General features: G+C 72.9%; 26 protein-coding genes. 13 read left to right on the top strand and 13 right to left on the bottom strand.

Features of this window, described 5'->3' with window-relative positions; all coding sequences use genetic code 11:
* Nucleotides 1-6 precede the first annotated feature (6 nt).
* From ACT3TZ_RS08085 to ACT3TZ_RS08075, 3 genes are all read right to left on the bottom strand, one after another.
* Nucleotides 7-192: a DUF805 domain-containing protein gene (locus tag ACT3TZ_RS08085; protein WP_444582890.1), complete on the bottom strand. Its 186-nt coding sequence runs from the start codon at nucleotides 190-192 to the stop codon at nucleotides 7-9.
* Nucleotides 193-615: 423 nt separating this feature from the next.
* Nucleotides 616-1,011 (bottom strand): hypothetical protein, encoded by a 396-nt coding sequence (locus ACT3TZ_RS08080; protein WP_444582889.1) that lies wholly within the window; start codon nucleotides 1,009-1,011, stop codon nucleotides 616-618.
* Between the two features lie 107 nt (nucleotides 1,012-1,118).
* Nucleotides 1,119-1,628: a DUF805 domain-containing protein gene (locus ACT3TZ_RS08075; RefSeq protein ID WP_444582888.1), complete on the bottom strand. Its 510-nt coding sequence runs from the start codon at nucleotides 1,626-1,628 to the stop codon at nucleotides 1,119-1,121.
* Here ACT3TZ_RS08075 and ACT3TZ_RS08070 point away from each other — a divergent pair.
* A complete protein-coding gene (locus tag ACT3TZ_RS08070; protein WP_444582887.1) occupies nucleotides 1,627-2,670 on the top strand; it encodes a cation diffusion facilitator family transporter in 1,044 nt (347 codons plus the stop codon). The genes ACT3TZ_RS08075 and ACT3TZ_RS08070 overlap by 2 nt on opposite strands.
* Nucleotides 2,671-2,811: 141 nt before the next feature.
* A complete protein-coding gene (locus ACT3TZ_RS08065; RefSeq protein WP_444582886.1) occupies nucleotides 2,812-3,348 on the top strand; it encodes a universal stress protein in 537 nt (178 codons plus the stop codon).
* Between the two features lie 16 nt (nucleotides 3,349-3,364).
* Here the strand turns inward: ACT3TZ_RS08065 and ACT3TZ_RS08060 are convergent, their stop codons facing one another.
* Nucleotides 3,365-4,621 carry a calcium:proton antiporter gene (locus tag ACT3TZ_RS08060; RefSeq protein ID WP_444582885.1) on the bottom strand — a complete coding sequence of 419 codons (1,257 nt, stop codon included), beginning with the start codon at nucleotides 4,619-4,621 and terminating at the stop codon, nucleotides 3,365-3,367.
* Between the two features lie 209 nt (nucleotides 4,622-4,830).
* On the opposite strand from ACT3TZ_RS08060, the gene ACT3TZ_RS08055 reads away from it, so the two are divergent.
* From ACT3TZ_RS08055 to ACT3TZ_RS08045, 3 genes are read left to right on the top strand one after another with little or no spacing between them, the layout of a single operon-like run.
* A complete protein-coding gene (locus ACT3TZ_RS08055) occupies nucleotides 4,831-5,277 on the top strand; it encodes a fluoride efflux transporter FluC (protein ID WP_444582884.1) in 447 nt (148 codons plus the stop codon).
* Nucleotides 5,274-5,669, top strand: a complete 396-nt coding sequence (crcB, locus tag ACT3TZ_RS08050) for a fluoride efflux transporter CrcB (RefSeq protein WP_444582883.1) — start codon at nucleotides 5,274-5,276, stop codon at nucleotides 5,667-5,669. The genes ACT3TZ_RS08055 and crcB overlap by 4 nt, the downstream gene beginning before the upstream one ends.
* 9 nt (nucleotides 5,670-5,678) lie before the next feature.
* Nucleotides 5,679-7,103 (top strand): mycothione reductase, encoded by a 1,425-nt coding sequence (locus tag ACT3TZ_RS08045; RefSeq protein ID WP_444582882.1) that lies wholly within the window; start codon nucleotides 5,679-5,681, stop codon nucleotides 7,101-7,103.
* A 70-nt stretch (nucleotides 7,104-7,173) separates the two neighbouring features.
* Here the strand turns inward: ACT3TZ_RS08045 and ACT3TZ_RS08040 are convergent, their stop codons facing one another.
* Nucleotides 7,174-9,522 carry an LCP family protein gene (locus tag ACT3TZ_RS08040; RefSeq protein ID WP_444582881.1) on the bottom strand — a complete coding sequence of 783 codons (2,349 nt, stop codon included), beginning with the start codon at nucleotides 9,520-9,522 and terminating at the stop codon, nucleotides 7,174-7,176.
* Between the two features lie 162 nt (nucleotides 9,523-9,684).
* Here ACT3TZ_RS08040 and ACT3TZ_RS08035 point away from each other — a divergent pair, with 162 nt between their 5' ends.
* Together ACT3TZ_RS08035 and galE are read left to right on the top strand one after the other, a co-directional pair.
* Nucleotides 9,685-11,145: a GuaB1 family IMP dehydrogenase-related protein gene (locus ACT3TZ_RS08035; protein ID WP_444582880.1), complete on the top strand. Its 1,461-nt coding sequence runs from the start codon at nucleotides 9,685-9,687 to the stop codon at nucleotides 11,143-11,145.
* Between the two features lie 270 nt (nucleotides 11,146-11,415).
* The gene (gene galE, locus ACT3TZ_RS08030) at nucleotides 11,416-12,399 is read left to right on the top strand and encodes a UDP-glucose 4-epimerase GalE (protein WP_444582879.1); all 984 of its coding nucleotides are present in this window, start codon (nucleotides 11,416-11,418) and stop codon (nucleotides 12,397-12,399) included.
* Nucleotides 12,400-12,628: 229 nt separating this feature from the next.
* Here the strand turns inward: galE and ilvA are convergent, their stop codons facing one another.
* The 3 genes from ilvA to ACT3TZ_RS08015 are packed head-to-tail and all read right to left on the bottom strand — an operon-like array spanning nucleotide 12,629 to nucleotide 14,798.
* Nucleotides 12,629-13,984, bottom strand: a complete 1,356-nt coding sequence (gene ilvA, locus ACT3TZ_RS08025; protein WP_444582878.1) for a threonine ammonia-lyase IlvA — start codon at nucleotides 13,982-13,984, stop codon at nucleotides 12,629-12,631.
* Nucleotides 13,981-14,502: a 2-C-methyl-D-erythritol 2,4-cyclodiphosphate synthase gene (gene ispF, locus ACT3TZ_RS08020; RefSeq protein WP_444582877.1), complete on the bottom strand. Its 522-nt coding sequence runs from the start codon at nucleotides 14,500-14,502 to the stop codon at nucleotides 13,981-13,983. The genes ilvA and ispF overlap by 4 nt, the downstream gene beginning before the upstream one ends.
* Entirely contained in the window at nucleotides 14,499-14,798 is a 300-nt protein-coding gene (locus tag ACT3TZ_RS08015; protein WP_444582876.1) for a PTS sugar transporter subunit IIB, read from the bottom strand. Before ACT3TZ_RS08015 ends, ispF begins: the two co-directional genes overlap by 4 nt.
* Nucleotides 14,799-14,984: 186 nt before the next feature.
* Here ACT3TZ_RS08015 and ACT3TZ_RS08010 point away from each other — a divergent pair, with 186 nt between their 5' ends.
* Both ACT3TZ_RS08010 and ACT3TZ_RS08005 read left to right on the top strand, forming a co-directional pair.
* Nucleotides 14,985-15,746: an IspD/TarI family cytidylyltransferase gene (locus ACT3TZ_RS08010; protein WP_444582875.1), complete on the top strand. Its 762-nt coding sequence runs from the start codon at nucleotides 14,985-14,987 to the stop codon at nucleotides 15,744-15,746.
* Nucleotides 15,747-15,886: 140 nt separating this feature from the next.
* Entirely contained in the window at nucleotides 15,887-16,204 is a 318-nt protein-coding gene (locus ACT3TZ_RS08005; protein ID WP_444582874.1) for a hypothetical protein, read from the top strand.
* A gap of 223 nt (nucleotides 16,205-16,427) precedes the next feature.
* Here the strand turns inward: ACT3TZ_RS08005 and ACT3TZ_RS08000 are convergent, their stop codons facing one another.
* Together ACT3TZ_RS08000 and ACT3TZ_RS07995 are read right to left on the bottom strand one after the other, a co-directional pair.
* On the bottom strand, nucleotides 16,428-17,183 hold the full coding sequence (locus tag ACT3TZ_RS08000; RefSeq protein ID WP_444582873.1) for an IspD/TarI family cytidylyltransferase: 756 nt from the start codon (nucleotides 17,181-17,183) through the stop codon (nucleotides 16,428-16,430).
* A gap of 45 nt (nucleotides 17,184-17,228) precedes the next feature.
* Nucleotides 17,229-17,711, bottom strand: a complete 483-nt coding sequence (locus ACT3TZ_RS07995; RefSeq protein WP_444582872.1) for a CarD family transcriptional regulator — start codon at nucleotides 17,709-17,711, stop codon at nucleotides 17,229-17,231.
* 195 nt (nucleotides 17,712-17,906) lie between these two features.
* On the opposite strand from ACT3TZ_RS07995, the gene ACT3TZ_RS07990 reads away from it, so the two are divergent.
* Nucleotides 17,907-18,416, top strand: a complete 510-nt coding sequence (locus ACT3TZ_RS07990) for a hypothetical protein (RefSeq protein ID WP_444582871.1) — start codon at nucleotides 17,907-17,909, stop codon at nucleotides 18,414-18,416.
* Nucleotides 18,417-18,455: 39 nt separating this feature from the next.
* On the opposite strand, the gene ACT3TZ_RS07985 is transcribed toward ACT3TZ_RS07990, so the two are convergent.
* Together ACT3TZ_RS07985 and ACT3TZ_RS07980 are read right to left on the bottom strand one after the other, a co-directional pair.
* Nucleotides 18,456-19,148, bottom strand: coding sequence for a response regulator (locus ACT3TZ_RS07985; RefSeq protein ID WP_444582870.1), 693 nt, complete (start codon nucleotides 19,146-19,148; stop codon nucleotides 18,456-18,458).
* Between the two features lie 4 nt (nucleotides 19,149-19,152).
* The gene (locus tag ACT3TZ_RS07980; protein ID WP_444582869.1) at nucleotides 19,153-20,364 is read right to left on the bottom strand and encodes a sensor histidine kinase; all 1,212 of its coding nucleotides are present in this window, start codon (nucleotides 20,362-20,364) and stop codon (nucleotides 19,153-19,155) included.
* Between the two features lie 165 nt (nucleotides 20,365-20,529).
* On the opposite strand from ACT3TZ_RS07980, the gene phoU reads away from it, so the two are divergent.
* The 3 genes from phoU (at nucleotide 20,530) to ACT3TZ_RS07965 (ending at nucleotide 22,405) form a co-directional block, all read left to right on the top strand.
* Nucleotides 20,530-21,207 (top strand): phosphate signaling complex protein PhoU, encoded by a 678-nt coding sequence (gene phoU / locus ACT3TZ_RS07975; RefSeq protein ID WP_444582868.1) that lies wholly within the window; start codon nucleotides 20,530-20,532, stop codon nucleotides 21,205-21,207.
* 74 nt (nucleotides 21,208-21,281) lie between these two features.
* On the top strand, nucleotides 21,282-21,539 hold the full coding sequence (locus ACT3TZ_RS07970) for a hypothetical protein (RefSeq protein WP_444582867.1): 258 nt from the start codon (nucleotides 21,282-21,284) through the stop codon (nucleotides 21,537-21,539).
* Nucleotides 21,540-21,547: 8 nt separating this feature from the next.
* On the top strand, nucleotides 21,548-22,405 hold the full coding sequence (locus ACT3TZ_RS07965; protein WP_444582866.1) for a phosphotransferase: 858 nt from the start codon (nucleotides 21,548-21,550) through the stop codon (nucleotides 22,403-22,405).
* Here ACT3TZ_RS07965 and ACT3TZ_RS07960 read toward each other — a convergent pair.
* Nucleotides 22,371-22,754 carry a DUF4235 domain-containing protein gene (locus ACT3TZ_RS07960; protein WP_444582865.1) on the bottom strand — a complete coding sequence of 128 codons (384 nt, stop codon included), beginning with the start codon at nucleotides 22,752-22,754 and terminating at the stop codon, nucleotides 22,371-22,373. The two genes, ACT3TZ_RS07965 and ACT3TZ_RS07960, sit on opposite strands and share 35 nt — an antisense overlap.
* Nucleotides 22,755-22,861 lie beyond the last annotated feature (107 nt).

Below are 22,861 nucleotides of genomic sequence, written 5' to 3'. Positions count from 1 at the left end.
GCGACGTCACCAGTCGAAGCGGGAGCCCTCCTCACGGTCCGGCATGAGCAGCAGGATGGTGACGATCAATCCGCCGATGAACGGGACGAAGCCCAGCAGGAGGAAGAGGCCGCTGAAGTTCGCGTCGTGGAGGCGTCGCACGGTCAGGGCGAAGGTCGGGATGATGGTCGCGACGCCGATGATCAGGCCCATGACGAAGATCGCCTGCAGAGTTCCGAGGGAGCTCTCGCCCGGCGACCTGCACGACGACGCCGACGATCACGGACGGGACGGAGAGGATCACCGTCACCCACCAGTACTCCGAGCGGGACGCCCGGCCCCGGAGCACCCCGTACTTCGTGAAGAACCTCCCCAGGGGCCTCCAGCGGCGTCGCGCCGTACAGCGGGTCGAAGCGCGGGCCCTGCGGACGCGGTGTCGAATGCTCTCGTCGGTCGTCGTCCATCCAGACGCTCATGTGTCCCCCCCCGGGGTCGATGTCCGCCACGATGTCGGACGTGGACGGATCTCCCGCATCGTGGACCGCGAGGTGCTCGTGCGCACCCCTCCGGACGGGGCTCGTGTCGTCCGCGTTCACGGTGCGTGCTCGCCCACCGCTCGAGGCAGACGGTCGCCGATCACGCCAGGGAGCGCAGCACCTGCCATGCCAGGTCGCGCGGCACGCTCTTGCCGAAGACGTGCACGTCGACGTCGCTGACCCCGCGGGACTCGGCGACGTGCGCCCGGACGTGGGCCTCCAGCGCCGTGGCCGACGGTGCGCGCAGCGCGGTGGGCGGGTCCAGGATCAGGGCGACCCGCGAGGCGCCGTCCTCGAAGTGGACGTAGAGGATCCGTTGAGCACCGGGGCCGAACAGGTCGTGCGCCGCCTCCGGTGGGAGCGTGTCGAGGCGCTCGACGATCAGCGCCAGCGCCTCGGCGCGCTCGGCGGCGCTGCGTCGTCGGGGTGATGCGGTGAGCTCGCCTCGTCCGGGGCGCAGGGCGAGCTCGGCGGGTCGGAGATCGGGCTGGGTCATGGCTGCCTCCTCGTCGGGGCTCCCGGTCTAGCAGGTCCGGGGCCGCGATGCGAGGAGTTCGGCCCGATCGGTCCGTCCGCGGCCTGGTGTGTCGGCGGTGCTCCGCCTCAGACCCGGTCGAAGCGGCTGCCCTCGGTCTTGCGCGGCAGCAGGACGAGCACCAGGGGAATGATCGGGCCGACGCTCGGGATGACCGTCAGGAGGTAGAGCCGGCCGCTGAGGTTGGCGTCGTGGAGGCGTCGCACGGCCACGGCGATCGAGGGGACCAGGACCACCAGGAACAGGAGGACGAGGAGCAGTCCGCCGGCCAGGTAGATCTCGAGGGGGATCAGGTTCAGGACGACGAGGGCCAGCGCGGCGTACCAGCACTCCGAGCGCGAGGCGCGCCCCGAGAAGACGGCGTACTTGCGGAAGAACCGCGAGAAGGCCGCGCCGAAGCTCGCCCCCGTACAGGGGCAGTCGCAGGCCGTGCCGGTGAGGTGACCGGGTCCGCCTCGCCGCCGCGACCCGGGGCAGCGGCGACGGCCGGACCTGTCTGCTCGCCGACATCGACGCGACGGGCCGGGGCGCCCGGTGCATGATGGCCCGGTCAGCTCGTCGGGGAAGCAGGTCACCATGGCATCCAGCACACACCACGCCGCCGCGCCGCAGGACGCGTCGCCCACCGATCCCGCAGCGGGGGAGAGCGGCTCCGGCAGCCTGCGCACGATCATGATCGCCTTCCTGGCCAACATCCTCATCGCGGTCGCCAAGACCGTCGTCGCCGGCATCACGGGCTCCGCATCGATGCTCGCCGAGGCCGTGCACTCGTGGGCCGACACCGGCAACGAGGTGCTGCTGCTGATCGGCGAGCGCCGGGCCCGGCGTCCCGCCGACGAGGACCACCCGCTCGGGTTCGGGCGCTCCGGGTACGTGTGGGCGATGTTCGCCGCGATCGGCCTCTTCGCCGTCGGCGCCGGGGTCTCCGTCTGGCACGGCATCCAGTCCCTCGGGGCACCGGAGGAGGGCGGGGCCGCCTACGGCTGGGCCTACCTCGTGCTGGCGCTGAGCTTCGTGCTCGAGGGCACGTCCTTCCTGCAGTCGGTGCGCCAGACCCGTGCGGGCGCCTCCGGGCGCCTGCGCCACCCGATCCGGTTCATCCGGGTCACCTCCAACCCGATGCTGCGGGCCGTGTTCTTCGAGGACTTCGCCGCGCTCATCGGCATCGGGATCGCCACCGCCGGGCTGGTGCTGCACCAGGTGACGGGGGACCCGGTGTGGGACGCGATCGGCTCGATCCTCGTGGGTCTGCTGCTGGGCGTCATCGCCATCAACCTCATCCGCCGCAACTCCGACTTCCTGACCGGTGAGGGAGGCACGCCGTTCCTCGAGCGGCAGATCCTCACGACGCTCGTGACCGATCCCGCGGTCGAGCGGGTCAGCTTCCTGCACACCGAGTGGATCGGCCCCGAACGGCTGTTCGTCGTCGCCGCCGTCGACATGGCCGGCGACCTGCCCGAGGGCACGCTCGCCGTGCGGGTGCAGGCCGTCGAGGACGACCTCGAACGCCTCCCGCAGGTGGGCCGCGCCATGCTCACCCTCAGCCGCCCGGACGACCCCACCCGCCTGGCGCCCGAGGAGCTCCCCGAGTGGTACGTCGGCGGCACCGCCGGGGACTGAGGCAGGGCTCTCCGCCATCGGACGGATCAGGACCGACGTCCCGCCGCGATGCCGGGACGGTGCTTCAATGGAGGGGACGTCACGGCAGCCGCCGGCGCCACCGCGGGCCCGCCCCGGGCGGACCGGATTGGAGGGAACGCCATGTCACAGACCACCAGGGACATCGTCGTCGGAGTGGTGGACGAGAGGTCGCGCCACGTCGTGGAGACCGCCGCGTGGTACGCGGACACCTTCGGCGCCCGCCTGACCTGCGTCGCCGTCGACGCCAGCCCCTACACGCTCGGGGAGACCCCCACCGGGGGGCTCGTCACGGTGCCGCCGCTCGCGGAGGACCTCGAGTTCGATCCGGCCCTGTCCCGGATCATCGACGAGGTCGTCGCACCGCGCGGGATCGCCTGGACGCCCCGGCTGCGCGTCGGCGGGCCTGCCACCGAGATCTCGCGGGTCGCCGAGGAGCTCGACGCGCTCATGATCGTGGTGGGCACCAAGGAAGGGCTGCGCGGCTCGCTGCGGGAGCTCTTCAACGGCTCCGTCGCCGCCCAGCTCACCCATCGCCAGCGCCGCCCCGTGGTGGTGGTGCCGCTGGACCCCGTCGGCGAGGGCGTCGATCCCATCCAGGACGGGCCGGGCACGGCGCCCGAGCCGGGCGCCGATCCGGGCGCGTCCGAGACCGCCTGAGCAGCACCCCGGGGCCTCACGAGAACAGCACGAGGCCGTACAGCCCGAACACCACGAGGTGCGCGGCCCCGTGCAGCGTGGTCACCCGGGGAGCCGAGAACGTCACGATCGACACGGCGAGCGCGACCCCCAGCAGGAGCAGCTGGGCGGGTGCCTCGCCGAGGACCACCGTGCTGCCGGTCAGCAGCCCGATCACGAGCACCGCCGGGACGGTGAGTCCCACCGTCGACACGAGCGCGCCGTGGCACAGGTTGACGACCCGCTGGATCTCTCCGGCCAGCGCCGCCCGCACCGCGGTGATCGACTCGGGCAGGAACACGATCCCGGCGATGATCGCCCCGGCGAGCGCCGGCGGCGCATCGAGGCGACCCAGGGCATCGTCCAGCAGCGAGGCCAGGACGTGGGACAGCAGCACGATGGGCAGCACCGTGGCGACGAGGAGACCGCCGCGCGCGAGGATCTCACCGCGATGGGCCGCGACGATCGCGCCGATGCCGGCATCGGCATCCGCGCTCGCACTGGCGCTGGCACCGGCACTGGCGCCGGCATCGGCCATCGCGTCGGTCCTCGTGCCGATCCCGGACGCGCCCCCGCCGGCAGGCCGCGCCTCCGTCGCGGGCTCGCCGTCGATCCGTGCCGGGGTCGCGCCGCTGCCGACCACCTCGCGGAAGTCCGCCGCCTGGGCCCCTGTCTGGCGCACCAGGAACACGGCGTACAGCCCCAGCGTGAGCACCGCGACGACGACGGCCTGGCCCGGCCCATAGGTGCCCCCGGTGCCGATCACGAGGGGCAGGGCGAAGGTGATCGTGGACAGGACCAGCAGCAGCACCAGGTATGCCGAGGTGCCCGTGCGCTCGTGGGCCAGGTCCCCATGGCGGATCCCACCCAGCAGGAGGGCGAGGCCGATGACGAGGTTCAGGATGATCATCGCGACGGCCATCACCGAATCCCGGGCGATGGCGGGAAGGTCGGCGGGCCCCAGCAGGACCGCCGAGATGAGCACCACCTCGATGAGGACGATCGACAGCGTGAGCACCAGGGTGCCGTACGGGTCGCCGAGCCGATGGGCCAGCGCCTCGGCCTGCGTGACCACGCCGCCGGCGCACACGAGGATCACGGCGATGATCCCCACCAGGCCGATCCCCAGCGCGAGCGGACCCAGCGGCGGTGCCAGGAGCGGGGCCGCCACCAGGACGAGAACCCACGCGAGCCAGCCGAGGGCGGCGCGGGCGAGGGCGGCGGGTGCGAGGACCGGGCGGAGCACGGACTGCATGACGATCTCCTCGTGGAGCCGTCCCCGGTGGATCGCGGTCGCGCGGGTCGTCCCGCGTGCCTGCGCGGCGTTCCCGCGCACCGCCCACCCTAGGGGCCGCCCGCCCCGAGGGGAACGGCTCGCACGCCCCTGGTGCGCAGGGTCTCCCCGCACCGGTCCCGCACAGTGCTTGAATGCTCGATGCACCCGGAGGTCGGAGGAGGCCGCACGTGACCACAGCATCGGCGAGGCCCCCGCGCCCCCTGCACCTGCGCCCCGGGGCCATCGGCCTGGTGGTCGCGGGCGGGGTGATCGGCACGGCCCTGCGCGAGGCGCTGACCCTCACCGTGCCGCCCGCGGCGGGCATCCCCTGGGCGCTGCTGGCCTGCAACCTCTCCGGGGCCTTCGTGCTGGGCATGCTCCTGGAGGCGCTCGCGCGGCGCGGCCCCGACGCGGGCCTGCGGCGGGCCCTGCGGCTGTTCGTGGGCACCGGGGTGATCGGCGGCTACACCTCCTACAGCGCGCTGTCGCTGGCCGTCACCGCCGCGGCCGGAGCGGGGCACCCGGGCATCGCCCTCGTCTACGGGGTGGGCAGCGTGATCCTCGGGCTCGTCGCGACCGGCGCCGGGATCCTCGTCGCGGGGCTCGTCCCGCGGGCCGACGGGGACGCCGCATGAGCCCGCTGGTGTTCCTCGCCCTCGCGCTCGCCGGCGGGATCGGGGCGGGCTGCCGGATGGTCGTCGACGGCGTCGTGCGCGCCCGCACCGCCGAGCGCCCCGCGGTGACCCTGCCGTGGGGCACGCTCGTCATCAACCTCAGCGGCTCCTTCGTCCTGGGCCTGGCCTCGGGGCTGGCCGCGAGCGCCCTGCTGGACGAGAACGCCGCCCTCGTGGTGGGCGCGGGGTTCTGCGGCGGCTACACCACCTTCTCCACGGCGAGCTTCGAGACGGTGTCGCTGCTGCGCGAGCGCCGCGTCGGAGCGGCCGTCGTCAACGCCGCCGGGATGCTCGTGGCCGGGACCCTCTGCGCAGCGGGAGGCCTCCTGCTGGGCACCATGGTGGCAGCGTAGCCTGCGGGGGTGACCCACTACGACATCGCCCTCATCGGCTCCGGTTCCGGGAACTCCTTCCCCGGTCCCGAGTTCGCCGACCGCTCCATCGTCTACATCGACCGCGGCGTGGGCCCCGACCACGTGTTCGGCGGGACCTGCCTGAACCTCGGGTGCATCCCCACCAAGATGTTCGTCCACACCGCGGACGTCGCGGATACTCCGCGGGATGCCGCCCGCTTCGGCGTCCACGAGACCTTCCAGGGCGTCGACTGGCCGGCGATCCGCGACCGGATCTTCGGGCGCATCGACCCCATCTCCCAGGGCGGGCTGGAGTACCGCGAGAACCACGCCGACAACGCGAACCTCACCCTCCTGCGCGGCACCGCCCGCTTCACGGGCCCCAAGTCCTTCGCGGTCCGACTGCGGGACGGCGGCACCGAGCAGGTCACCGCCGACACCGTCGTGCTGGGTGCGGGCTCCCGGCCCACGCTGCCCGAGGCGATCGACGGGCTCGTCGAGGCGCAGCCGCTGACCTCGGACACCGTGATGCGGGTCGACCGCCTCCCGGCCTCCCTCGCGATCCTCGGCTCGGGCGTCATCGCCGCGGAGTTCGCCCACATCCTGTCCGCCCTCGGCGTGGACGTCACGATCATCGCCCGCTCCGACACGCTGCTGCGTCACGAGGACGAGGACGTCTCGCGGACGTACACCGAGGTGACCCGCGAGCGGTGCACCGTCGTGACGGGCTTCGCGGCCCGCTCCGTCCGTCGGACGGCCGAGGGCGTGACCATCACCGGCGAGCAGGACGGCGCCCAGCGCGTGATCGAGGCCGAGGAGCTGCTCGTGGCCCTCGGGCGCCGGCCCAACAGCGACCTCCTGCACGTCCAAGCCGGAGGCATCGCGGTCGATGACGCCGGGCGGGTGCGCGTCGACGGCCATCAGAGGGTGCTGGCAGAGGGCGGCGAGGTGCTCGACGGCGTCTGGGCCTTCGGCGACCTCTCCTCGCCCGAGCAGCTCAAGCACGTCGCCAACCACGAGCTGCGGATCCTGCGGCACAACGTCCTGCACCCCGAGGACCTCTGGCGCAGCGACACCATGCCCATCCCGCACGGGATCTTCGGCGAGCCGCAGGTCGCAGGCGTCGGCCTCACCGAGGCGCAGGCGCGCGCCACCGGCCGCCGCCTGCGGGTGGCGCACCAGGACTACTCCGGGATCGCCTTCGGCTGGGCTCTGGAGGACACCACGTCCTTCGCCAAGCTGATCGCCGATGCCGACAGCGGCGAGATCCTGGGCTGTCACATCATCGGCCCCGAGGCCACGGTGCTGATCCAGCCGATCATCCAGGCCATGAGCCTGGGCCAGACGCCCGCGGACATCGCGCGCACCCAGTACTGGATCCACCCGGCGCTGCCCGAGCTCATCGAGAACGCCCTGCTGCAGCTCACCGACTGACAGCGCCCGGACGCACGACGGCCCGGCACCCTCGCAGGGGTGCCGGGCCGTCGTCCGTCCGGACGGGTGCTCAGGCCTTGGGCATGCAGGCCGCGAGCGGGTCGGCGGGTGCCTCGGTGGTCGGCGCCGCCGACGGCTCCTCCGAGGCGGGCGCCTCGGTAGTGGGAGCGGCGGTCGTCGGAGCCTCGGTGGTCGGTGCCGCCTCGGCGGGCGTCTCTGCGGCGGCCGGGGTCTCGCCCTTGACCGAGACCGCACCATCGGTCTGCATCGAGGCGGTGATGGAGTCCTGGACCCACTGCTTGGTGAAGTCCCAGTCCGGGTGGCCGAACTTCGACCAGTTGTCCGCGCCCGGGGCGTCGACCTCGCGGGACAGCGGATAGGACTGGAAGCCGCCGGTCTTGACGCGCTGCGCGAGGTCCACGAAGGCGTCGAGCCGGTCCGCGGGGATGTCCGTCTCGATGTTCTGCTCCGTGGCGGTCACGAGCTGCGGGAAGGCGCCCGCCAGGGTCAGGGGGTCCGCCTCCTCGGTGACGATCCGGATCATGCGCTGCTGGCGGCACATGCGGTCGTTGTCGTCCGAGCCCTCGCGGGACCGGGCGTACCACAGGGCGTGATAGCCGTCGAGGTGCTGCTCGCCCGGCTCGATCCATCCGGTGATCGGGTACTTGCCGCCGGTGGCCTGGTTGTGGCCGCCGCCGATCGGGATGCGGCGCTCGACGTTGATGTCGACCCCGTGGATCGCGTCGACCAGGTCGGAGAACCCCTGCAGGTTCACCATCGCGTAGTAGTCCAGCGTGAGCCCGAGGGTCTCCTCGACCGCGTGCTTGGTGGCGGTGAGGCCAGGGTTGGGATCCCCGGGGAACAGGTCCTTGTTGTCCTCGGCCCAGGACCACACCGCGTTGATGAGGTTCTCGTTGGTCCCGTAGGCGGTGAAGCCGTCGGGGAAGGCCTTGGCCTCGGGGGTCCCCTCGGGGAAGCGCACGTAGGTGAGGTTCCGGGGGATCGAGAAGAGGGCGGTCTTCCCGGACTTCGTGTCGATCGAGGCGACCATGATCGTGTCGGGCCGGGTGCCGGTGCGGTCCGCTCCGGCGTCCTGGCCGAGCATCAGCACGTTCAGGCGCGGGGTGTCCTTCCACGGATCGGTGCCCTCGGCGATCTTCTCGTCGGTGGCGGATCCGCCGAAGACCGTGTGGTTGCCCAGGAGGCCCTGGGCGGAGTAGAGCGCCTGGGCGCCGAAGGCGAACGGCGCCGCCGAGGCGACGACGAGCACGGCGGCGAGGACGCCCGAGGCGACCCTGCGTCCACCGCGGAGACGTTCGCGGGTGTTCTGGGCGATGTTGGTGAGGGCGATCTGCAGGATCCAGATCAGTCCCACGGCGACCGCGGCGACGAGCAGCCCGATGATGACGTTGCGCTTGGTGGCCAGGCGCAGCAGGGTCATCTGCGGCTCATCGGCGGTGGCGGCCCAGGCGACCCCGCCGATCACGCAGACGGCCAGCACGGCCAGCAGCGCGATCCCGAGGGCGCGGAGCCGGGTGGTCAGCAGGCCGACTCCCGGGATCAGCGCGGTCAGCGCTGTCCAGCCCATCGCCTTGGGCAGGGAGCCCTGGGCGGGCTGCGCACGGCGTCGACCGCGTGCGGAGGCGGCTGCCGACGAGGAGGCCTCGGTCTCCGGCTCGGAGGCGGTCGAGGCGGCCGTCCCGTCGGCGACGGATCCACGGGATGTGTCCCGTGCGGCGCGCGATCCCCCGGACCCGGCGACGCGCACGGGCTCGGCGGACCGGGCGCCTCCGGCGACGTGGTGGACGGGTCCCTCGGCCGGGGCGTCGTCGGCGGCGGCGGTCCCGGACCAGGCGTCCGGAGCATCGGACACGGTGGCCGGGTCGGTGCCGGGCGCGATCTCGCGGCGGTGGCTGGGGGCACGTGACGCCTGGGCGGACGCCGTGTCCGCGGCTGCGCCCGGCGCATCCTGCACACGGGGCATGGCCTGTGTCGCCTCGGGGTCCGCGGCGGGTAGGGCTCGGGTGCGATCGATGTCGTCGGCCCCGGGCTCGGCGGCCCGTCGTCGTGCGGCACCGGCCGCGGCGGCGCTGCCGGCCAGCGCACCAGCGGCGGCCCCGGCGACGGCCCCGCCCGTGGCGGCCCTGCGAGCCCCGGCTCCGGCGGCTGCGCCGCCGGTCGCCGCGCCTGCGCCGCCGGCCGCAGCCGTTCCGGACGACGTGCCTCCCGCGAGAGGTCGTCCCGTCGTCGCCTCGCGCGGTGCGGCGTCATCGTCCGTGGGACGCAGGTCGCCGAACGTCCAGGCGCGCGCCGTCTGCCCCGCCTCCGCGCTGGGCGGAGCGGGACGGTTCGCCGGGCGTGCCATGTGCCGGCCCCGACGCGCACGGGGGCGCTTGCGGGCAGGGTTGTGCTCCGTCATGCGGGTCATCCTACGGACGCGACCTCCATCGACCCCCGCAGCTCCGTGGAGATTCCGTGTGCGCGATGCGGACGTCGCGTGCCCGCGACCTGGATCACTGCGGCTCCCGAGAGGCCGACGGGACACCCCCGGGGTCGCCGCACAGCGCCGTAACCTGGACCCATGCGCCTGATCCACACCCCCGCCACGGACCTCACCTACGACGACTGCTTCTTCCTGCCGTCGCGCTCCGCCGTCACCTCCCGCTTCGATGTGGACCTCGCCACGGACGACAGAACGGGCACCACGGTGCCGCTCGTCGCGGCGAACATGACGGCGGTGTCCGGACGGCGCATGGCAGAGGTGATGGCGCGACGCGGCGGGCTGGCGGTCCTGCCGCAGGATCTCCCGCTCGAACGGCTCGTGGACACGGTGCGCTCGGTCAAGACACGGGACGTGCTCGTCGACCACCCCCTGACCCTCGCGCCGACCGGGACCGTCGGCCAGGCCCGGGCGCTGCTGCCCAAGCGTCCGCACGGGATCGTGGTGGTCGTCGATGCGGACCGCCGTCCCCTCGGGATCGTCTCGGAGCAGGAGCTCGAGGGACGCGACGCCTTCACCGCCGTCTCCGAGGTGCTCCTCGCGGACCCGCTCACCCTCAGCCCCCAGGAGGCGGCGGGCGACCCCGCCGCCGTGCACGCGCGCATCGGCGCCACGGCGCACGAGGTGGCGCTCGTCCTCGAGGGCGACGGCACGCTGCGCGGGGTCCTCACCGCGCGCGGCGTGCTGCGCTCGACCATCTACACCCCGGCCCTCGATGCGGCCGGCGCCCTGCGGGTCGCCGTCGCCGTCGGGATCAACGCCGACGTCGTCACCCGCACGCGCGCCCTCGTGGACGCCGGAGCCGACGTCATCGTCCTGGACACCGCCCACGGTCACCAGGAGCGGATGATCGAGGCGCTGCGGTCCGTGCGGACGGAGCTCGGACCCGCGGGATCGACCCCCGTGCGGCTCGTCGCCGGGAACGTCGTCACGGCGGAGGGCACCCGCGAGCTCCTCGACGCGGGAGCGGACATCGTGAAGGTGGGCGTGGGGCCCGGTGCGATGTGCACCACCCGCATGATGACCGGCGTGGGCAGGCCCCAGTTCTCGGCCGTCCTGGAGTGCTCGACGGCCGCCCGCGAGCTGGGCGGGCACGTGTGGGCCGACGGCGGGGTGCGCCACCCGCGCGACGTCGCCCTCGCCCTCGCCGCCGGGGCCTCCAACGTCATGATCGGCTCGTGGTTCGCGGGGACCTTCGAGTCCCCGGGGGATCTGCACGTCGACGAGGCCGGACGGAAGTACAAGGAGAACTTCGGGATGGCCTCCAAGCGCGCCGTCTCCTCCCGCACCGCCGCGGAGGATGCCTTCTCCCGAGCGCGCAAGTCCCTGTTCGAGGAGGGCATCTCCACCTCGCACATGTACCTCGCGGACGGCGCGGGCAGCGTCGAGGACCTGCTGGACTCCATCACGGCCGGGGTCCGCTCCTCGTGCACCTACGCCGGTGCCGAGGACCTCGCGGCCTTCCGCGACCGTGCCGTCATCGGCCTCCAGAGCGCCGCGGGCTTCGCCGAGGGCCGCCCGGTCGCGACCTCCTGGAGCTGACGGCCGCCCCGACACCCTCCGGCCCCGGCGTGGGGTGAGGGTCGGTGGCGGGGTGAGCACGAGTCGGCGTCCTGTGCAGGTACGGCTGCGCCGGTGACGTCGTCCTTGCACCTGACGCCGGTTCGTGTACACGGCGTCCGAGCGCCCAGGTTCCCATCGTCCGCGCGTCCTCCGATCCCCCCAGCCTCAAAGCCCGGCACGTGCAGTTCGGGACGTGGCCGTCTTCTGGTGCAGGCCGGGCGCTCGGCGGGCGGACGCTACGCTGGCGTCATGACGACTCTCGTGATCGGTGGTGCCGGGTATATCGGATCGCACGTGGTGCGCCTGCTCGTGGAGCGAGGTGAGCACGTGGTGGTCGTGGACGACCTCTCCACCGGGTTCGCCGAGCGCGCCCGCGGCGCAGACCTCGTCGAGCTCGACGTGACCCTGCCCGATGCCCAGGACAAGCTCGCCTTCCATCTCCATGCCTCCGGTGCGGACTCGGTGATCCACTTCGCCGCACACAAGCAGGTCGGCGAGAGCGTCGCCAAGCCCGAGCTGTACTGGCACGACAACATCGCGGGTCTGGCCAACGTCCTCGCCGCCTGCGCGTCCGCGGGCGTCCGCGACGTCGTGTTCTCCTCCTCCGCCGCGGTGTACGGCGTGCCGGACGTGGACCTCGTGACCGAGGAGCTCATCCCGGCGCCCATCAACCCCTACGGCGAGACCAAGCTCGTGGGCGAGTGGATGCTGGCCGACGCCGAGCGCGCCCACGACCTGCGCACCGTCGCGCTGCGCTACTTCAACGTCGCCGGCACCGGCTGGCCGGATCTCGCGGACACCCAGGTCATGAACCTCGTGCCGATCGTGCTCGACGCGCTCGACAAGGGGAAGAAGCCCATCGTCTTCGGCGAGGACTACGACACCCCCGACGGCACCTGCATCCGCGACTACGTGCACGTGGTCGACCTCGCCGAGGCGCACATCTCGGCGCTGGACTACCTGCGCGGCGAGGAGCGGCCCTACCGGGTGTTCAACGTCGGCACGGGCACGGGATCGAGCGTGCTCGACGTCATCGCGGCCCTGTCGCGGGCGCTCGGTGAGGAGATCGTGCCGGAGATCGGCCCCCGCCGACCGGGCGACCCCGCCAAGCTGGTGTGCTCGACCGACCGGATCCGCGAGACCCTGGGCTGGTCCAGCAGCAAGTCCCTGGACGACATCGTCGAGTCCGCCGTCGCCGCACGCCGCGGCACGCCGGAGGCGACCTCCGCCTGAGCCCTGAAGCACCATCGCCAGCCCCCACGGGGCCGGATCGACGCAGCTCGGTCCGGCCCCGTGCGTGTCGGTGGCCGGGAGGGGCGGTCAGTGCCCGTCCCGGGACGAGGTGCCGTCCGCGGGAGCGGGGGCCGGCCCCTGGGCCCGACCCTCCATGGGACCAGGATCCGGCCCGGAACTCGACCCGCGGCCGGACCCTGGACTCGACCCCGCTCCGCGGCCCGGCCCCTCAGGTCAGGTAGCGGTACATCGGCCCGGCGGGGTCGATGCGCTCGATCTCCATGTTGGACGCGGCCATCCGCGCCAGCAGCGGCTCGAGGTTCTCGGGGGCGCCGATCTCGAGGCCCACGAGCGCCGGACCGGCGTCGCGGTTGTTCCGCTTGATGTAGTCGAAGAGGACGATGTCGTCGTCGGGGCCGAGCATCTGGTCCAGGAACCGTCGCAGAGCGCCCGGCTCCTGCGGGAAGGTCACCAGGAAGTAGTGCTTGAGGCCCTGGTGCACGAGGGACCGCTCGACGACCTCGTTGTACCGGGACACGTCGTTGTTCCCGCCCGAGAGCACCACCAGGATCCCCGTCTCGTCCTCGCGGGCGGTCACGGAGCCGACGGCGACGGCGGAGGCCGCGAGGGCCCCGGCGGGTTCGGCGATGATGCCGTCGGTCTGGTACAGGTCGAGCATCTCGGTGCACACGGCGCCCTCGTCGACGGCCACGAGCGCGGGGCGGGCCTCGAGGACCACCTCGAGGGGGTGCGCGCCGATCCGCCGCACGGCGGCGCCGTCGACGAAGCGCTCCATCTCGTGCAGCGTGACGGGGTGCCCGGCCCGGACGGCCGCGGCCATCGACACCGCGCCCGCGGGCTCGACGCCGATGACCCGCAGCTCCGGTGCCCGCTCGCGCAGCCAGGTGAGGCTCCCGCCGAGCAGCCCGCCGCCGCCCACGGGGAGCACCACGGTGGAGACGTCACGGCCGTGGTCCTCGCGGAGCTGTTCGACGGCCTCGGCGATCACGGTGCCCTGACCGGCCATCACGACGGGGGAGTCGAAGGGCGGGACGATCGTGGCGCCGGTGCTCTCGGCGTCGGCGGCCGCGGCAGCCGCCGCATCGTCGAAGGTCTCGCCGATGAGGATCAGGCGCACACGGTCGCCGCCGAGCGCGACGATGCGCTCGCGCTTCTGGCGGGGCGTCGTGCCGGGCACGTAGATGCGGCCGTCGATCCCGAGGGCGCGGCAGGCGTAGGCGACGCCCTGGGCGTGGTTGCCGGCGCTGGCGGCGACGACGCCGGCGGACCGTGCGTCCTCGTCGAGGCCGGAGAGGAAGAGGTAGGCGCCGCGGATCTTGTAGGAGCGGACCGCCTGGAGGTCCTCGCGCTTGAGCCACACGGGCACCCCGGCGATCTCCGACAGCCGTTCGCACAGCTGGACGGGGGTGCGGCGCACGATCCCGGCCAGGCGGCCACGGGCGGCATCGACGTCGGCCGCGGTGTGGGTCGCCGTCGTGCCCGGTGCGGGGGCGGACGGGGTGGCGGGGCCCTGCTCGCCGGCGCCCGCAGGGGTCGCGGTGCCGTGGTCCGTGGCTGCGCTCATGCTGCGTGCTCCTGATGCGTGGGGCCGGGGGTGGGGACGTCGAGGACGAGCGCGGTCGCGATCGCGGCGAGCCCCTCGCCGCGCCCGGTCAGGCCCAGCCCGTCGGTGGTGGTGCCCGAGAGGCTCACGGGAGCTCCCAGGGCGGAGGTCAGCGCCGCGACGGCGTCCTCGCGGCGGGTCGACAGGCGGGGGCGGTTGCCGATCACCTGGATCGCGACGTTGCCGATCTCGAACCCGGCATCCCGCAGGATCCGTGCGGTCTCGCCGAGCAGCGCCGCCCCGGAGGCCCCCGCCCATTCGGGACGGTCGGTGCCGAAGCGGGAGCCGAGGTCGCCCAGTCCCGCGGCCGACAGCAGCGCGTCGCAGGCGGCGTGCGCGGCGACGTCGCCGTCGGAGTGCCCGTCCAGGGGACGCTCGCCGGGCCAGCGCAGTCCTGCGACCCACAGCTCGCGGTCGGAGCCCTCGGCGGCGAAGGCGTGGACGTCCGTGCCGATCCCCACGCGGGGGAGAGGCGTCACGCGGTGCCCTCGGCGTCGAGGCGGTCCAGCAGGCGGTCGACGCCGTCGAAGGTGACCTCGGGGGAGGTCTGCAGCAGGAGCGGCATGCCGGAGACGACGGGGATGCCCAGCGCGGCGGGGATCTCGACGGTGGAGACGACGAGGTCCGCCGTGAAGTCGGGGGAGAGGAGGTCCATGACGGTGGCCTGGATGACGTGGACGGGGTCGCGACGTCCTGCCAGGTGCTCGCGGACCTTGGCCGCGATCAGAGCGGAGGTGGCCACCCCTGCTCCACACACGATGGCGACTGTGCGCATCCCTGTTCCTTCCCGGCCGCGGATCCCTCGCGCGGCACGTGCTCTCGTCCGGCGGCGTTCGCTGCCGCCGGTCCGACCCACGATCATCCCACGCGGACTCGGGAGCCACCAGGGACGTCCAGGACGGCCGGTCGGGCCCCGCCGCCGTCCCTCCGGGCCCGCCGCGGTGCTCAGTAGGATGACCGGGTGAATCCCCCTCGCCGACGGCGCACGACGCCTCCGCCGCAGCCCGTCGCGGCCGGGATCGTGCTGGCAGGGGGGACGGGGAGCCGGCTCGGCGCGGGGATCAACAAGGCGTTCCTGCCGCTGGGCGGCCGCGCGATCGCCGGCTGGTCCCTCGCGACCATGGGGGCGGTCGAGGGCATCGGCCCGCTCGTCTTCGTGGTGCGTCCCGAGGACCGCGCCCATGCCGAGTTCGTGGTCGATCGGGGCATGCGTCAGCGGGTCGAGGTGATCGCGGGGGGCGCCACCCGCCAGGAGTCGGAGCTGCTGGCCCTGCGCCACCTCGCGGACCGGATCGACGCGGGGGTCGTGAGCACCGTGCTCATCCACGACGCCGCCCGCCCGCTGGTCTCCCGGGGGCTGGTGGCCTCCGTCCTCCATGCGGCGCTCGAGCACGGCGGCGCGGTGCCCGGGATCCCGGCACGCGATCTCGCGGCGCTGGACGGCGACGGTCTGCTCGCGGGTGGGGCGGCGGACCGCGGCCGCCTGCTGAGGGTCCAGACCCCGCAGGGATTCGATGCCCCGACGATCCTCGACGCCTATGAGGCCGCCGCCCGGGACGACTTCGTGGGCACCGACACGGCCTCGTGCGCCGAGCAGTTCACGGACCTCGAGGTGACCTGGGTGCGCGGCGAGGCCACGAACTTCAAGATCACCTACGCCCAGGACCTGCTCCTGGCGCAGGACGTCGTCGCGTCCCGACGGCTCGCGCCGCGCATCTGGTGACCCCAGGCACACGACGTAGGCTGATGCACCGGATGCGACGACATCGCTCCGTCGCGACGCCGCTGGGGGGCTGTGGGCACGACGGCGAGGGTGCGGTGCGCCGGACCCGACGACGGGCAGGCGAGGACGGGGAGAGGACGATGATGGCGGTCCAGGAGAGCTTCCTGCGCTGCACCGTGTGCGAGCGCGATGCGGAGCACGAGGTCGTCTACGCGGGACGGTTCGTCACGCAGATCGTCTGCGTGCACTGCGGTGCCGTGACCCGGCTCGATGTGAGCGAGGCGTACCTCCCCGACCTCGCCGACCGCATCCAGACCAAGCCGCGCCGGATGGCCGGCGTGTTCCGCGACGACCCGGCCGCCTCGGTCACGAGCTTCCCCGGACGCGTGTTCTCCAAGCCGCTCCGGATGCTGCGCGAGGTGCGGGACGTGCGCCGGAGCCGACGCCGGGACGGCTGAGCCCCGCGGACGGCACGGGAGGCGGTCACCGGCACCGCGCAGGCGGCCGTCCCCGACACGTCCGTTCGGTGCGGGATGCACATGGCCGCGAATCTCGCGATCCGGCAACGCGGAGAGGCGATCTCGCGAGCCCGCAGCGCGCAGGGGTGATTTTCGAGACCCGTCACCGCACGGGGTTGCATCAGGAGACCCCTCAGCGCGAACGGGTGAATGCCGAGACCCGTCAGCGCGGCGTGGTGTCCCGCGCCAGTCCCAGGGCGATCTGCGCACGCCAGAGGCTGAGGCGATCGTCGATCGCTCCTCCGCGGTGGCTCCCGTGCACCACGCGCACGCGATGCCCGAGCTCCTGGGCGCGGAGGATCTCGTCGTCCGGACCGCCGTCGCCGTCGAGATCGGCGTCGCGTCGTCGGCTCGTCCCGGGACGCCCGGCCGCCCCGGACCCCGTGAGCACCTCGCGCAGCACGCCGCGGCGCAGGAGGCGGGGGGACTGCAGGGCCGTGAGACCGTCGCGTCCCACGTTGCGGAGGCCGTGGGTCGGGTCCGTGGAGATGTGCTTGACCGAGTCGGTCACGGCGATCCCGGGCACGACGGCGTCGACGTCCTCCGTCAGGCCCGCCAGCACCTCGCGGACGGTCTCGACCGGCGTCAGCGCCCGCGCGACATCGTGCACCAGGACCGGTGCATCGTCGTCGGTAAGGTACGTCGCCGCACGGCGCAGAGCTGTGAGGCGGGGCAGGGTGGGGGAACCGGGATCCCCGGGGTGGACCACCACGGTCGCGCGATCCCCGACCGCGCGGGTGATCTCCTCGGCGTGCCGCGCGTCGATCAGGACGAGGGGCCGGGCGGTGCCGACCTCCGCGAGCATCCCCAGCAGGCGCTGCAGCAGCGTGGCTCCTCCGAGGGGGAGCACCGCAGGGGCCGGAAGGTCGCCCGCGTCGTCCTCGCCGAGGGCGAGGACGACGGCATGGGGCGTGATCACGCTGGGGTGTCGATCAGCGGGAGGTGGACGGGACGACGTGCCGGATCAGGACGCGAGGACCTCGTCGAGGATGGTCCCGGCGCTGTCCTCGTCGGTCTTCTCCGCGAGCGCGAGCTCGGAGACGAGGATCTGGCGGGCCTTGGCGAGCATCCGCTTCTCCCCGGCCGAGAGGCCGCGGTCCTGATCCCGTCGCCACAGGTCGCGCACGACCTCGGCGACCTTCTTGACGTCGCCCGAGGCCAGCTTCTCGACGTTGGCCTTGTAGCGGCGCGACCAGTTGGTGGGCTCCTCGGTGTACGGCTGGCGCAGGACCTCGAAGACCTCGTCGAGGCCCTCCTTGTCCACGACGTCGCGGACGCCGACGAGGTCGACGTTGTCGGCCGGCACCTCGATGGTCAGATCCCCCTGCGCCACCTTGAGCTTGAGATAGGTGCGTGCCTCGCCCTTGACGGTGCGGGTCTTCACCTCTTCGATGAGGGCGGCTCCGTGGTGCGGGTAGACAACGGTCTCGCCGACGGCAAAAGTCATGTGACTGGTCCCCTTTCGTCCGAGCCAGTCTAGCATCACCGACGTGTGCTAACATGTGCCACCCTCGTGCACCGGGGCGCACGAGCGCCCCTGCGGACGGGTCGTGCGCGGCGCGTGCGCTACCCTGGGGACGGTGCCCCCGGGCACCCCGTCCCGTCCCCGCGACCTCGGTCGCGACCCCGCCAGGAGACCTCGTTGAAGATCGCGCGCCGACCCCGCCTCGCCCTGTCCGTCGCCGCCGTCGGCTTCGCGCTGACCGCCTCCGGATGCGCCTACTTCAACCCCGTCCAGACGCACGGCTTCTACCAGGCGGCCGACGGCACCAACGCGAACCCGACCGGGGTGGGCGTGCGCAACGCCATCCTGATCGTCGACGCGCAGGGCCACGGCAACGTCTGGACCACGGTCACCAACGAGACCTCCGAGACCTCCATCGCCCAGCTCGAGGGCACCTTCGAGGGCTCGGTCGTCTTCTCGGCGAGCGTCGAGGTCCCCGCGGGCGGCGTGACGCCCATCGGCGGCGAGGGCGAGCAGCTCATCACCGCGTCCGAGGTCCCGGCCCCGGCCGGCAGCGTCATGCAGCTGACCGTGACGGCCCCGGGCCAGGAGCCCACGACGATCACCATCCCGGTCCAGGACGATGCGCTCGGCTACTACCCGACCGCGCACACCTCGACCTCGCCCTCCGACGGCGGCCAGGGCTGACCTCGGCGGTCCGCACGGCCCGCCAGAGGGGCTCTGCCCTCAGCGCCCGGCGACCTCGAACTTGTAGCCCAGGCCGCGCACGGTCACGAGGTGCACGGGGTTGCGGGGGTCCTGCTCGATCTTGGCGCGCAGCCGCTTGACGTGCACGTCCAGGGTCTTGGTGTCCCCGACGTAGTTCGAGCCCCACACCCGGTCGATCAGCTGGCCGCGCGTGAGCACCCGGTCGACGTTGCGCAGCAGCATCTCCAGGAGCTCGAACTCCTTGAGCGGCAGGGCGACCTCCTGGCCGCGCACCGTCACGACGTGGCGCTCGACGTCCATCGTGATGTCGCCGGCCACCAGGGTCGTGTCCTCGTCGAGCTCGGCGGTGTCGCTGCGACGACGCAGGACGGCCTTGATCCGCGCCAGCAGCTCCCGTGAGGAATAGGGCTTGGTCACGTAGTCGTCGGCCCCGAGCTCGAGGCCCAGCACCTTGTCGAACTCGTCGTCCTTGGCGGTCAGCATGATGACCGGGACGTTCGAGGTGCGGCGGATCTCGCGGCACACCTCGGTGCCGCTGATGCCGGGGAGCATGAGGTCCAGCAGCACGAGATCGGCGCCGTGGGTGGAGAAGATGCGCAGCCCCTCGGTGCCGTCATCGGCGATCGCGACCTCGTAGCCCTCCTTGCGCAGGGAGTACGACAGCGGGTCGGAGAACGATTCCTCGTCCTCGACGATCAGGATGCGGGTCATGTGCTCAGTCTTCCAGGTCCAGGGCGTCCTGTCGGACGGACGCCGCGTTGTCGGGGGCGATGGCCGGGATCGCCCCGGTCCGGCCCATCTCGGGCAGCCGGAGCGTGAACGTCGAGCCCTCACCCACGTGGGACCAGGCCGTGACCTCCCCGCCGTGGTCGGAGGCGATGTGCTTGACGATCGCCAGACCCAGCCCGGAGCCGCCGGTGGCGCGCGAGCGCGCGCGGTCGACCCGGAAAAAACGCTCGAAGATGCGCTCGAGATCGGTCTGCGAGATGCCCATGCCCTGGTCCTTGACCGCGATCTCCACCATCCCGGCGTCCCGGCGCACCGAGATCCCGATGTGGGTCTCGGGCTCGCAGTACGCGATCGCATTGGAGATGAGGTTGGACAGGGCGGTCGTCAGCCGGTGCCCGGAGCCGAAGACCCGCAGGTCCTCGTCGCCCCCGGTGGTCACCGTGATCCCCGTGCCCAGGGCGAGGTTGCGGTTGGCGGCGACCGCATCGGCCACCACGTCGTCGATCTCGACGGCCTGGGCGTCGGGCAGCGCGGAGGTGGCCTGGACGCGCGAGAGATCGATGATCTCCTGGACCAGCTTGGCCAGGCGCCGGGACTCGCCCTGCATGCGGTCGGCGAAGCGCCGCACGGCATCGGGATCCTCGGCGGCGTCCTCCATCGTCTCGGCCAGCAGCGTGATCGCGCCGACCGGGGTCTTCAGCTCGTGGGACACGTTGGCCACGAAGTCGCGCCGGGTGGCCTCCACGCGCTCGGCGCGGGTGAGGTCGTCGGCCAGCAGCAGGACGCCGCGGGAGCCGAGCGCTCCCATCCGCACGTCCATCACGGCATCGCCGTCGCCGGTGTGCGAGCGGCGCAGGACCATCCGCTCGTCGCGGAAGCCGCCGTTGCGGCCCACGTCGCTCGCCAGCTCCATGAGCTTGGTGTTGGCCAGGCGCGGGTAGTCCGACCCGCTCGCCCGCACGATCCCGTAGGAGTAGGCCAGCGGCGAGGCCCGCAGCACGTCACCGGCGGAGTCCAGGACCACGTAGGCCGAGGACAGGATGGAGAGCACCTCGGCGGCGGGCTCCGGGACGGTCGGTGCCGGCGGCTCCGCGTCCGAGCGCGACCGGCGGTCGGTGCGGAGCCACGCCACGGCGGCGGCCGCTCCGATCACGAGGCCGATGACTCCGGCGAGGAGCAGCAGGACAGGGGTGGGCACCGATACAGCCTAGGCCGATGCCGGCTCGCGGCGAGCGCCGAGGTCATCGCGCCTGTACGGTCGATCCAAGAGTTCACCCGCACTCTCCCGCTCGTTCACGAACCCTTGGGAGACTCTGCGGCGGACCATCCCCCTCCCCTTGTGACGACGGAAGCGAGACCACCCATGCGCGAGGCATTCCACAGCGACCTCCAGGTCATCGACGAGGACCTCCTCGAGATGATCCGACTCGTCGAGGTCGCCCTCCGCGACGCCTCCACCGCCCTGCTCGACGGCGACCTGGGCCTGGCCGAGCGGGTCATCGCCGGCGACGTGCACATCGACGACCTGCAGGTCGACGTCGACGAGCTGGTCGTCGACCTGCTCGCCCGCCAGTCCCCGGTCGCCACGGACCTCCGTCAGCTCGTCGCCGCCCTGCGCATGAGCTCGACCCTCGAGCGGATGGGCGACCTCTCCGAGCACATCGCGCTCGTGGCGCGTCGCCGTCACCCCGATGCGGCGCTGCCCGATGCCGACCGCGCGGACTTCGAGAAGATGGCCCAGCTGGCCGTCGCCGCGATCCACGACACCCAAAAGGTCATCCAGGAGCGCGACCTCGCGCTCGCGGCGGTCGTCGAGGAGCGCGACTCCGAGATCGACGCCCTCATGCACAAGATCTACGCGCGGGTGGCCAAGGACGACCACGGCTACACGACGGCCCAGATCATCGACGTGACCCTGCTGGGCCGCTTCTACGAGCGGATCGGCGACCACGCCGTCTCGCTCGTGCGCCGGATCGGCTTCCTCGTGACCGGCTCGACCGTGGACCCGCGCTCCGCGGCCACCGACGACCAGGTGTTCTGAGCGGACGCCCGGCGGGCGGGGATACCCTCGATCGGGATCGCGGTCGCGATCCTGATCGACCGGAAGGACCCGCCATGCACCTCTTGGACCTCACGATCGCCACGAGCGGGGATCGTCTGCTGCTGAACTCCGCGAGCATCCGGAGCATCGCGGTGGGCCCTGCCGAGCCCAACGCCTACGGCCGGTCCGCGGCGCGGACGCTGTCGGTGACGCTGGTGGGGGAGGAGAGCCCCCTGGTGGTCCTGCCCAAGGGCGCCGACGGTCTGGACGACCTCACGAGCACCGACGAGTCGCTGCTGCTCGAGGCCTTCCGCGCCTACGCCGCCCGCTGAGGCGCGCCGTGGAGCACGCCCGCGCGCACAACGGAACAGGATCGTCCCGTTCCGCGGAGGACGAGCGGGCAGGCGCGGTCACCGCACCGGACTCCACGACCGAGGAACAGCTCGCCAGCGGGAACGCCGGGGGCATCGTCGTCCGGATCGGCGCGACGGTGCGCAAGCGATGGACGGCGTCCACACCGGCGGTCCACGCCTTCATGGACGCGGTCCGCGCCCGCGGGGTCGACCTGCCGCGTCCGCTGGGCCGCGACGAGCGCGGACGGCAGGTCCTCGAGTTCGTCCCGGGGCCCCTGGCGCTGACCGCCCCGCGCCTCACGCGCCCCGAGCTCGCGCGCGTCGGCGCGCTCGTGCGGAGCATCCACGACGCGTCCCGGGACCTCGTGCTGCCGGGCGATCCGGTGTGGGAGACGGTCATCCCTGCGCCCGGCTCCGCGCTGATCTGCCATCAGGACCTCGCGCCCTGGAACCTCGTGCTCGGGGAGCGCTGGGTCTTCATCGACTGGGACGGCGCGGGACCCAGCACCCGGCTGTGGGACCTCGCCTACAGCGCGCAGGCCTTCACGCTGAACCACCCCGATCGTCCCGTCGAGGACAGCGCGCTGGACCTCGCCGCCTTCGCGGACGGGTACGGCGCCTCGGCGCAGCTGCGTCGGGACCTGCCGGAGGCGATGATCGAACGGACCGCGGCCATGCGCGAGCTGCTGCGCTCGGCCCATGACTCCGGGCGAGAGCCCTGGGCGACGATGGAGGTCCAGGGACACGGTGCGCACTGGTCGGCCGTGGTCGACCACGTGCGGCGCCACCGTGGCATCTGGGAGCGGGCGCTCAGCCCCGGTTGGAGCCCGGCCGACGATCGATGAGACGCTCGGCGCCCTTCTGCACGCCCCGCTCCGCCAGCAGCTTGATGCCCTGGATCGCGACCCCGGACAGGACGGTCCACAGCAGGATCTTCCAGACCGGGAGATCATCCATGGGGTCGTGGATCTCGGCGAGCTCGGTGGGCGTCGCGCCGTCCTTCTTGGCCTGCTTGCGCTCCGCCTTGGTGTCCTTGGCCCCGCGCTTGGCCACCTTGTCGGTGGGGGCGTCCTCCTTGAAGATCGCTTCCCAGCCGCGCTCGAGCAGTTGATTGCCGAGGAAGGCGGCGCCGACGCCGGCACCGATCACGGCGAGACGGATGAGGGGCTGGGCGGGGTGCGGCGTTGCGGCCATGTGGTCCTCCTGCGCGAGCGATGGGTGGGGTCGTGGCGGGATCGGGCCGAGGGGCCGATGCCGTGCGGGTGCCCGCGCATCGCGATCACGACGTGCAGGGCAGTTCC

The organism is Brachybacterium sp. AOP25-B2-12 (assembly GCF_052378625.1).
GTDB lineage: Bacteria > Actinomycetota > Actinomycetes > Actinomycetales > Dermabacteraceae > Brachybacterium.
This window is presented reverse-complemented; position numbering and strand designations above follow the sequence as displayed.

What these genes read in the sequence shown, in the direction of transcription:
- ACT3TZ_RS07995 (WP_444582872.1), bottom strand. Translation starts at nt 17,711, where the DNA reads ATGACTTTTGCCGTCGGCGAGACCGTTGTCTACCCGCACCACGGAGCC.
- ilvA (WP_444582878.1), bottom strand. Translation starts at nt 13,984, where the DNA reads ATGAGCGCAGCCACGGACCACGGCACCGCGACCCCTGCGGGCGCCGGC.
- galE (WP_444582879.1), top strand. Translation starts at nt 11,416, where the DNA reads ATGACGACTCTCGTGATCGGTGGTGCCGGGTATATCGGATCGCACGTG.
- ACT3TZ_RS08065 (WP_444582886.1), top strand. Translation starts at nt 2,812, where the DNA reads ATGTCACAGACCACCAGGGACATCGTCGTCGGAGTGGTGGACGAGAGG.
- ACT3TZ_RS08005 (WP_444582874.1), top strand. Translation starts at nt 15,887, where the DNA reads ATGATGGCGGTCCAGGAGAGCTTCCTGCGCTGCACCGTGTGCGAGCGC.
- ACT3TZ_RS07970 (WP_444582867.1), top strand. Translation starts at nt 21,282, where the DNA reads ATGCACCTCTTGGACCTCACGATCGCCACGAGCGGGGATCGTCTGCTG.
- ACT3TZ_RS08085 (WP_444582890.1), bottom strand. Translation starts at nt 192, where the DNA reads ATGGGCCTGATCATCGGCGTCGCGACCATCATCCCGACCTTCGCCCTG.
- ACT3TZ_RS07985 (WP_444582870.1), bottom strand. Translation starts at nt 19,148, where the DNA reads ATGACCCGCATCCTGATCGTCGAGGACGAGGAATCGTTCTCCGACCCG.
- crcB (WP_444582883.1), top strand. Translation starts at nt 5,274, where the DNA reads ATGAGCCCGCTGGTGTTCCTCGCCCTCGCGCTCGCCGGCGGGATCGGG.
- ACT3TZ_RS08070 (WP_444582887.1), top strand. Translation starts at nt 1,627, where the DNA reads ATGGCATCCAGCACACACCACGCCGCCGCGCCGCAGGACGCGTCGCCC.
- ACT3TZ_RS07960 (WP_444582865.1), bottom strand. Translation starts at nt 22,754, where the DNA reads ATGGCCGCAACGCCGCACCCCGCCCAGCCCCTCATCCGTCTCGCCGTG.
- ACT3TZ_RS08080 (WP_444582889.1), bottom strand. Translation starts at nt 1,011, where the DNA reads ATGACCCAGCCCGATCTCCGACCCGCCGAGCTCGCCCTGCGCCCCGGA.
- ACT3TZ_RS08060 (WP_444582885.1), bottom strand. Translation starts at nt 4,621, where the DNA reads ATGCAGTCCGTGCTCCGCCCGGTCCTCGCACCCGCCGCCCTCGCCCGC.
- ACT3TZ_RS08015 (WP_444582876.1), bottom strand. Translation starts at nt 14,798, where the DNA reads ATGCGCACAGTCGCCATCGTGTGTGGAGCAGGGGTGGCCACCTCCGCT.
- phoU (WP_444582868.1), top strand. Translation starts at nt 20,530, where the DNA reads ATGCGCGAGGCATTCCACAGCGACCTCCAGGTCATCGACGAGGACCTC.
- ACT3TZ_RS08040 (WP_444582881.1), bottom strand. Translation starts at nt 9,522, where the DNA reads ATGACGGAGCACAACCCTGCCCGCAAGCGCCCCCGTGCGCGTCGGGGC.
- ACT3TZ_RS08075 (WP_444582888.1), bottom strand. Translation starts at nt 1,628, where the DNA reads ATGGTGACCTGCTTCCCCGACGAGCTGACCGGGCCATCATGCACCGGG.
- ACT3TZ_RS08035 (WP_444582880.1), top strand. Translation starts at nt 9,685, where the DNA reads ATGCGCCTGATCCACACCCCCGCCACGGACCTCACCTACGACGACTGC.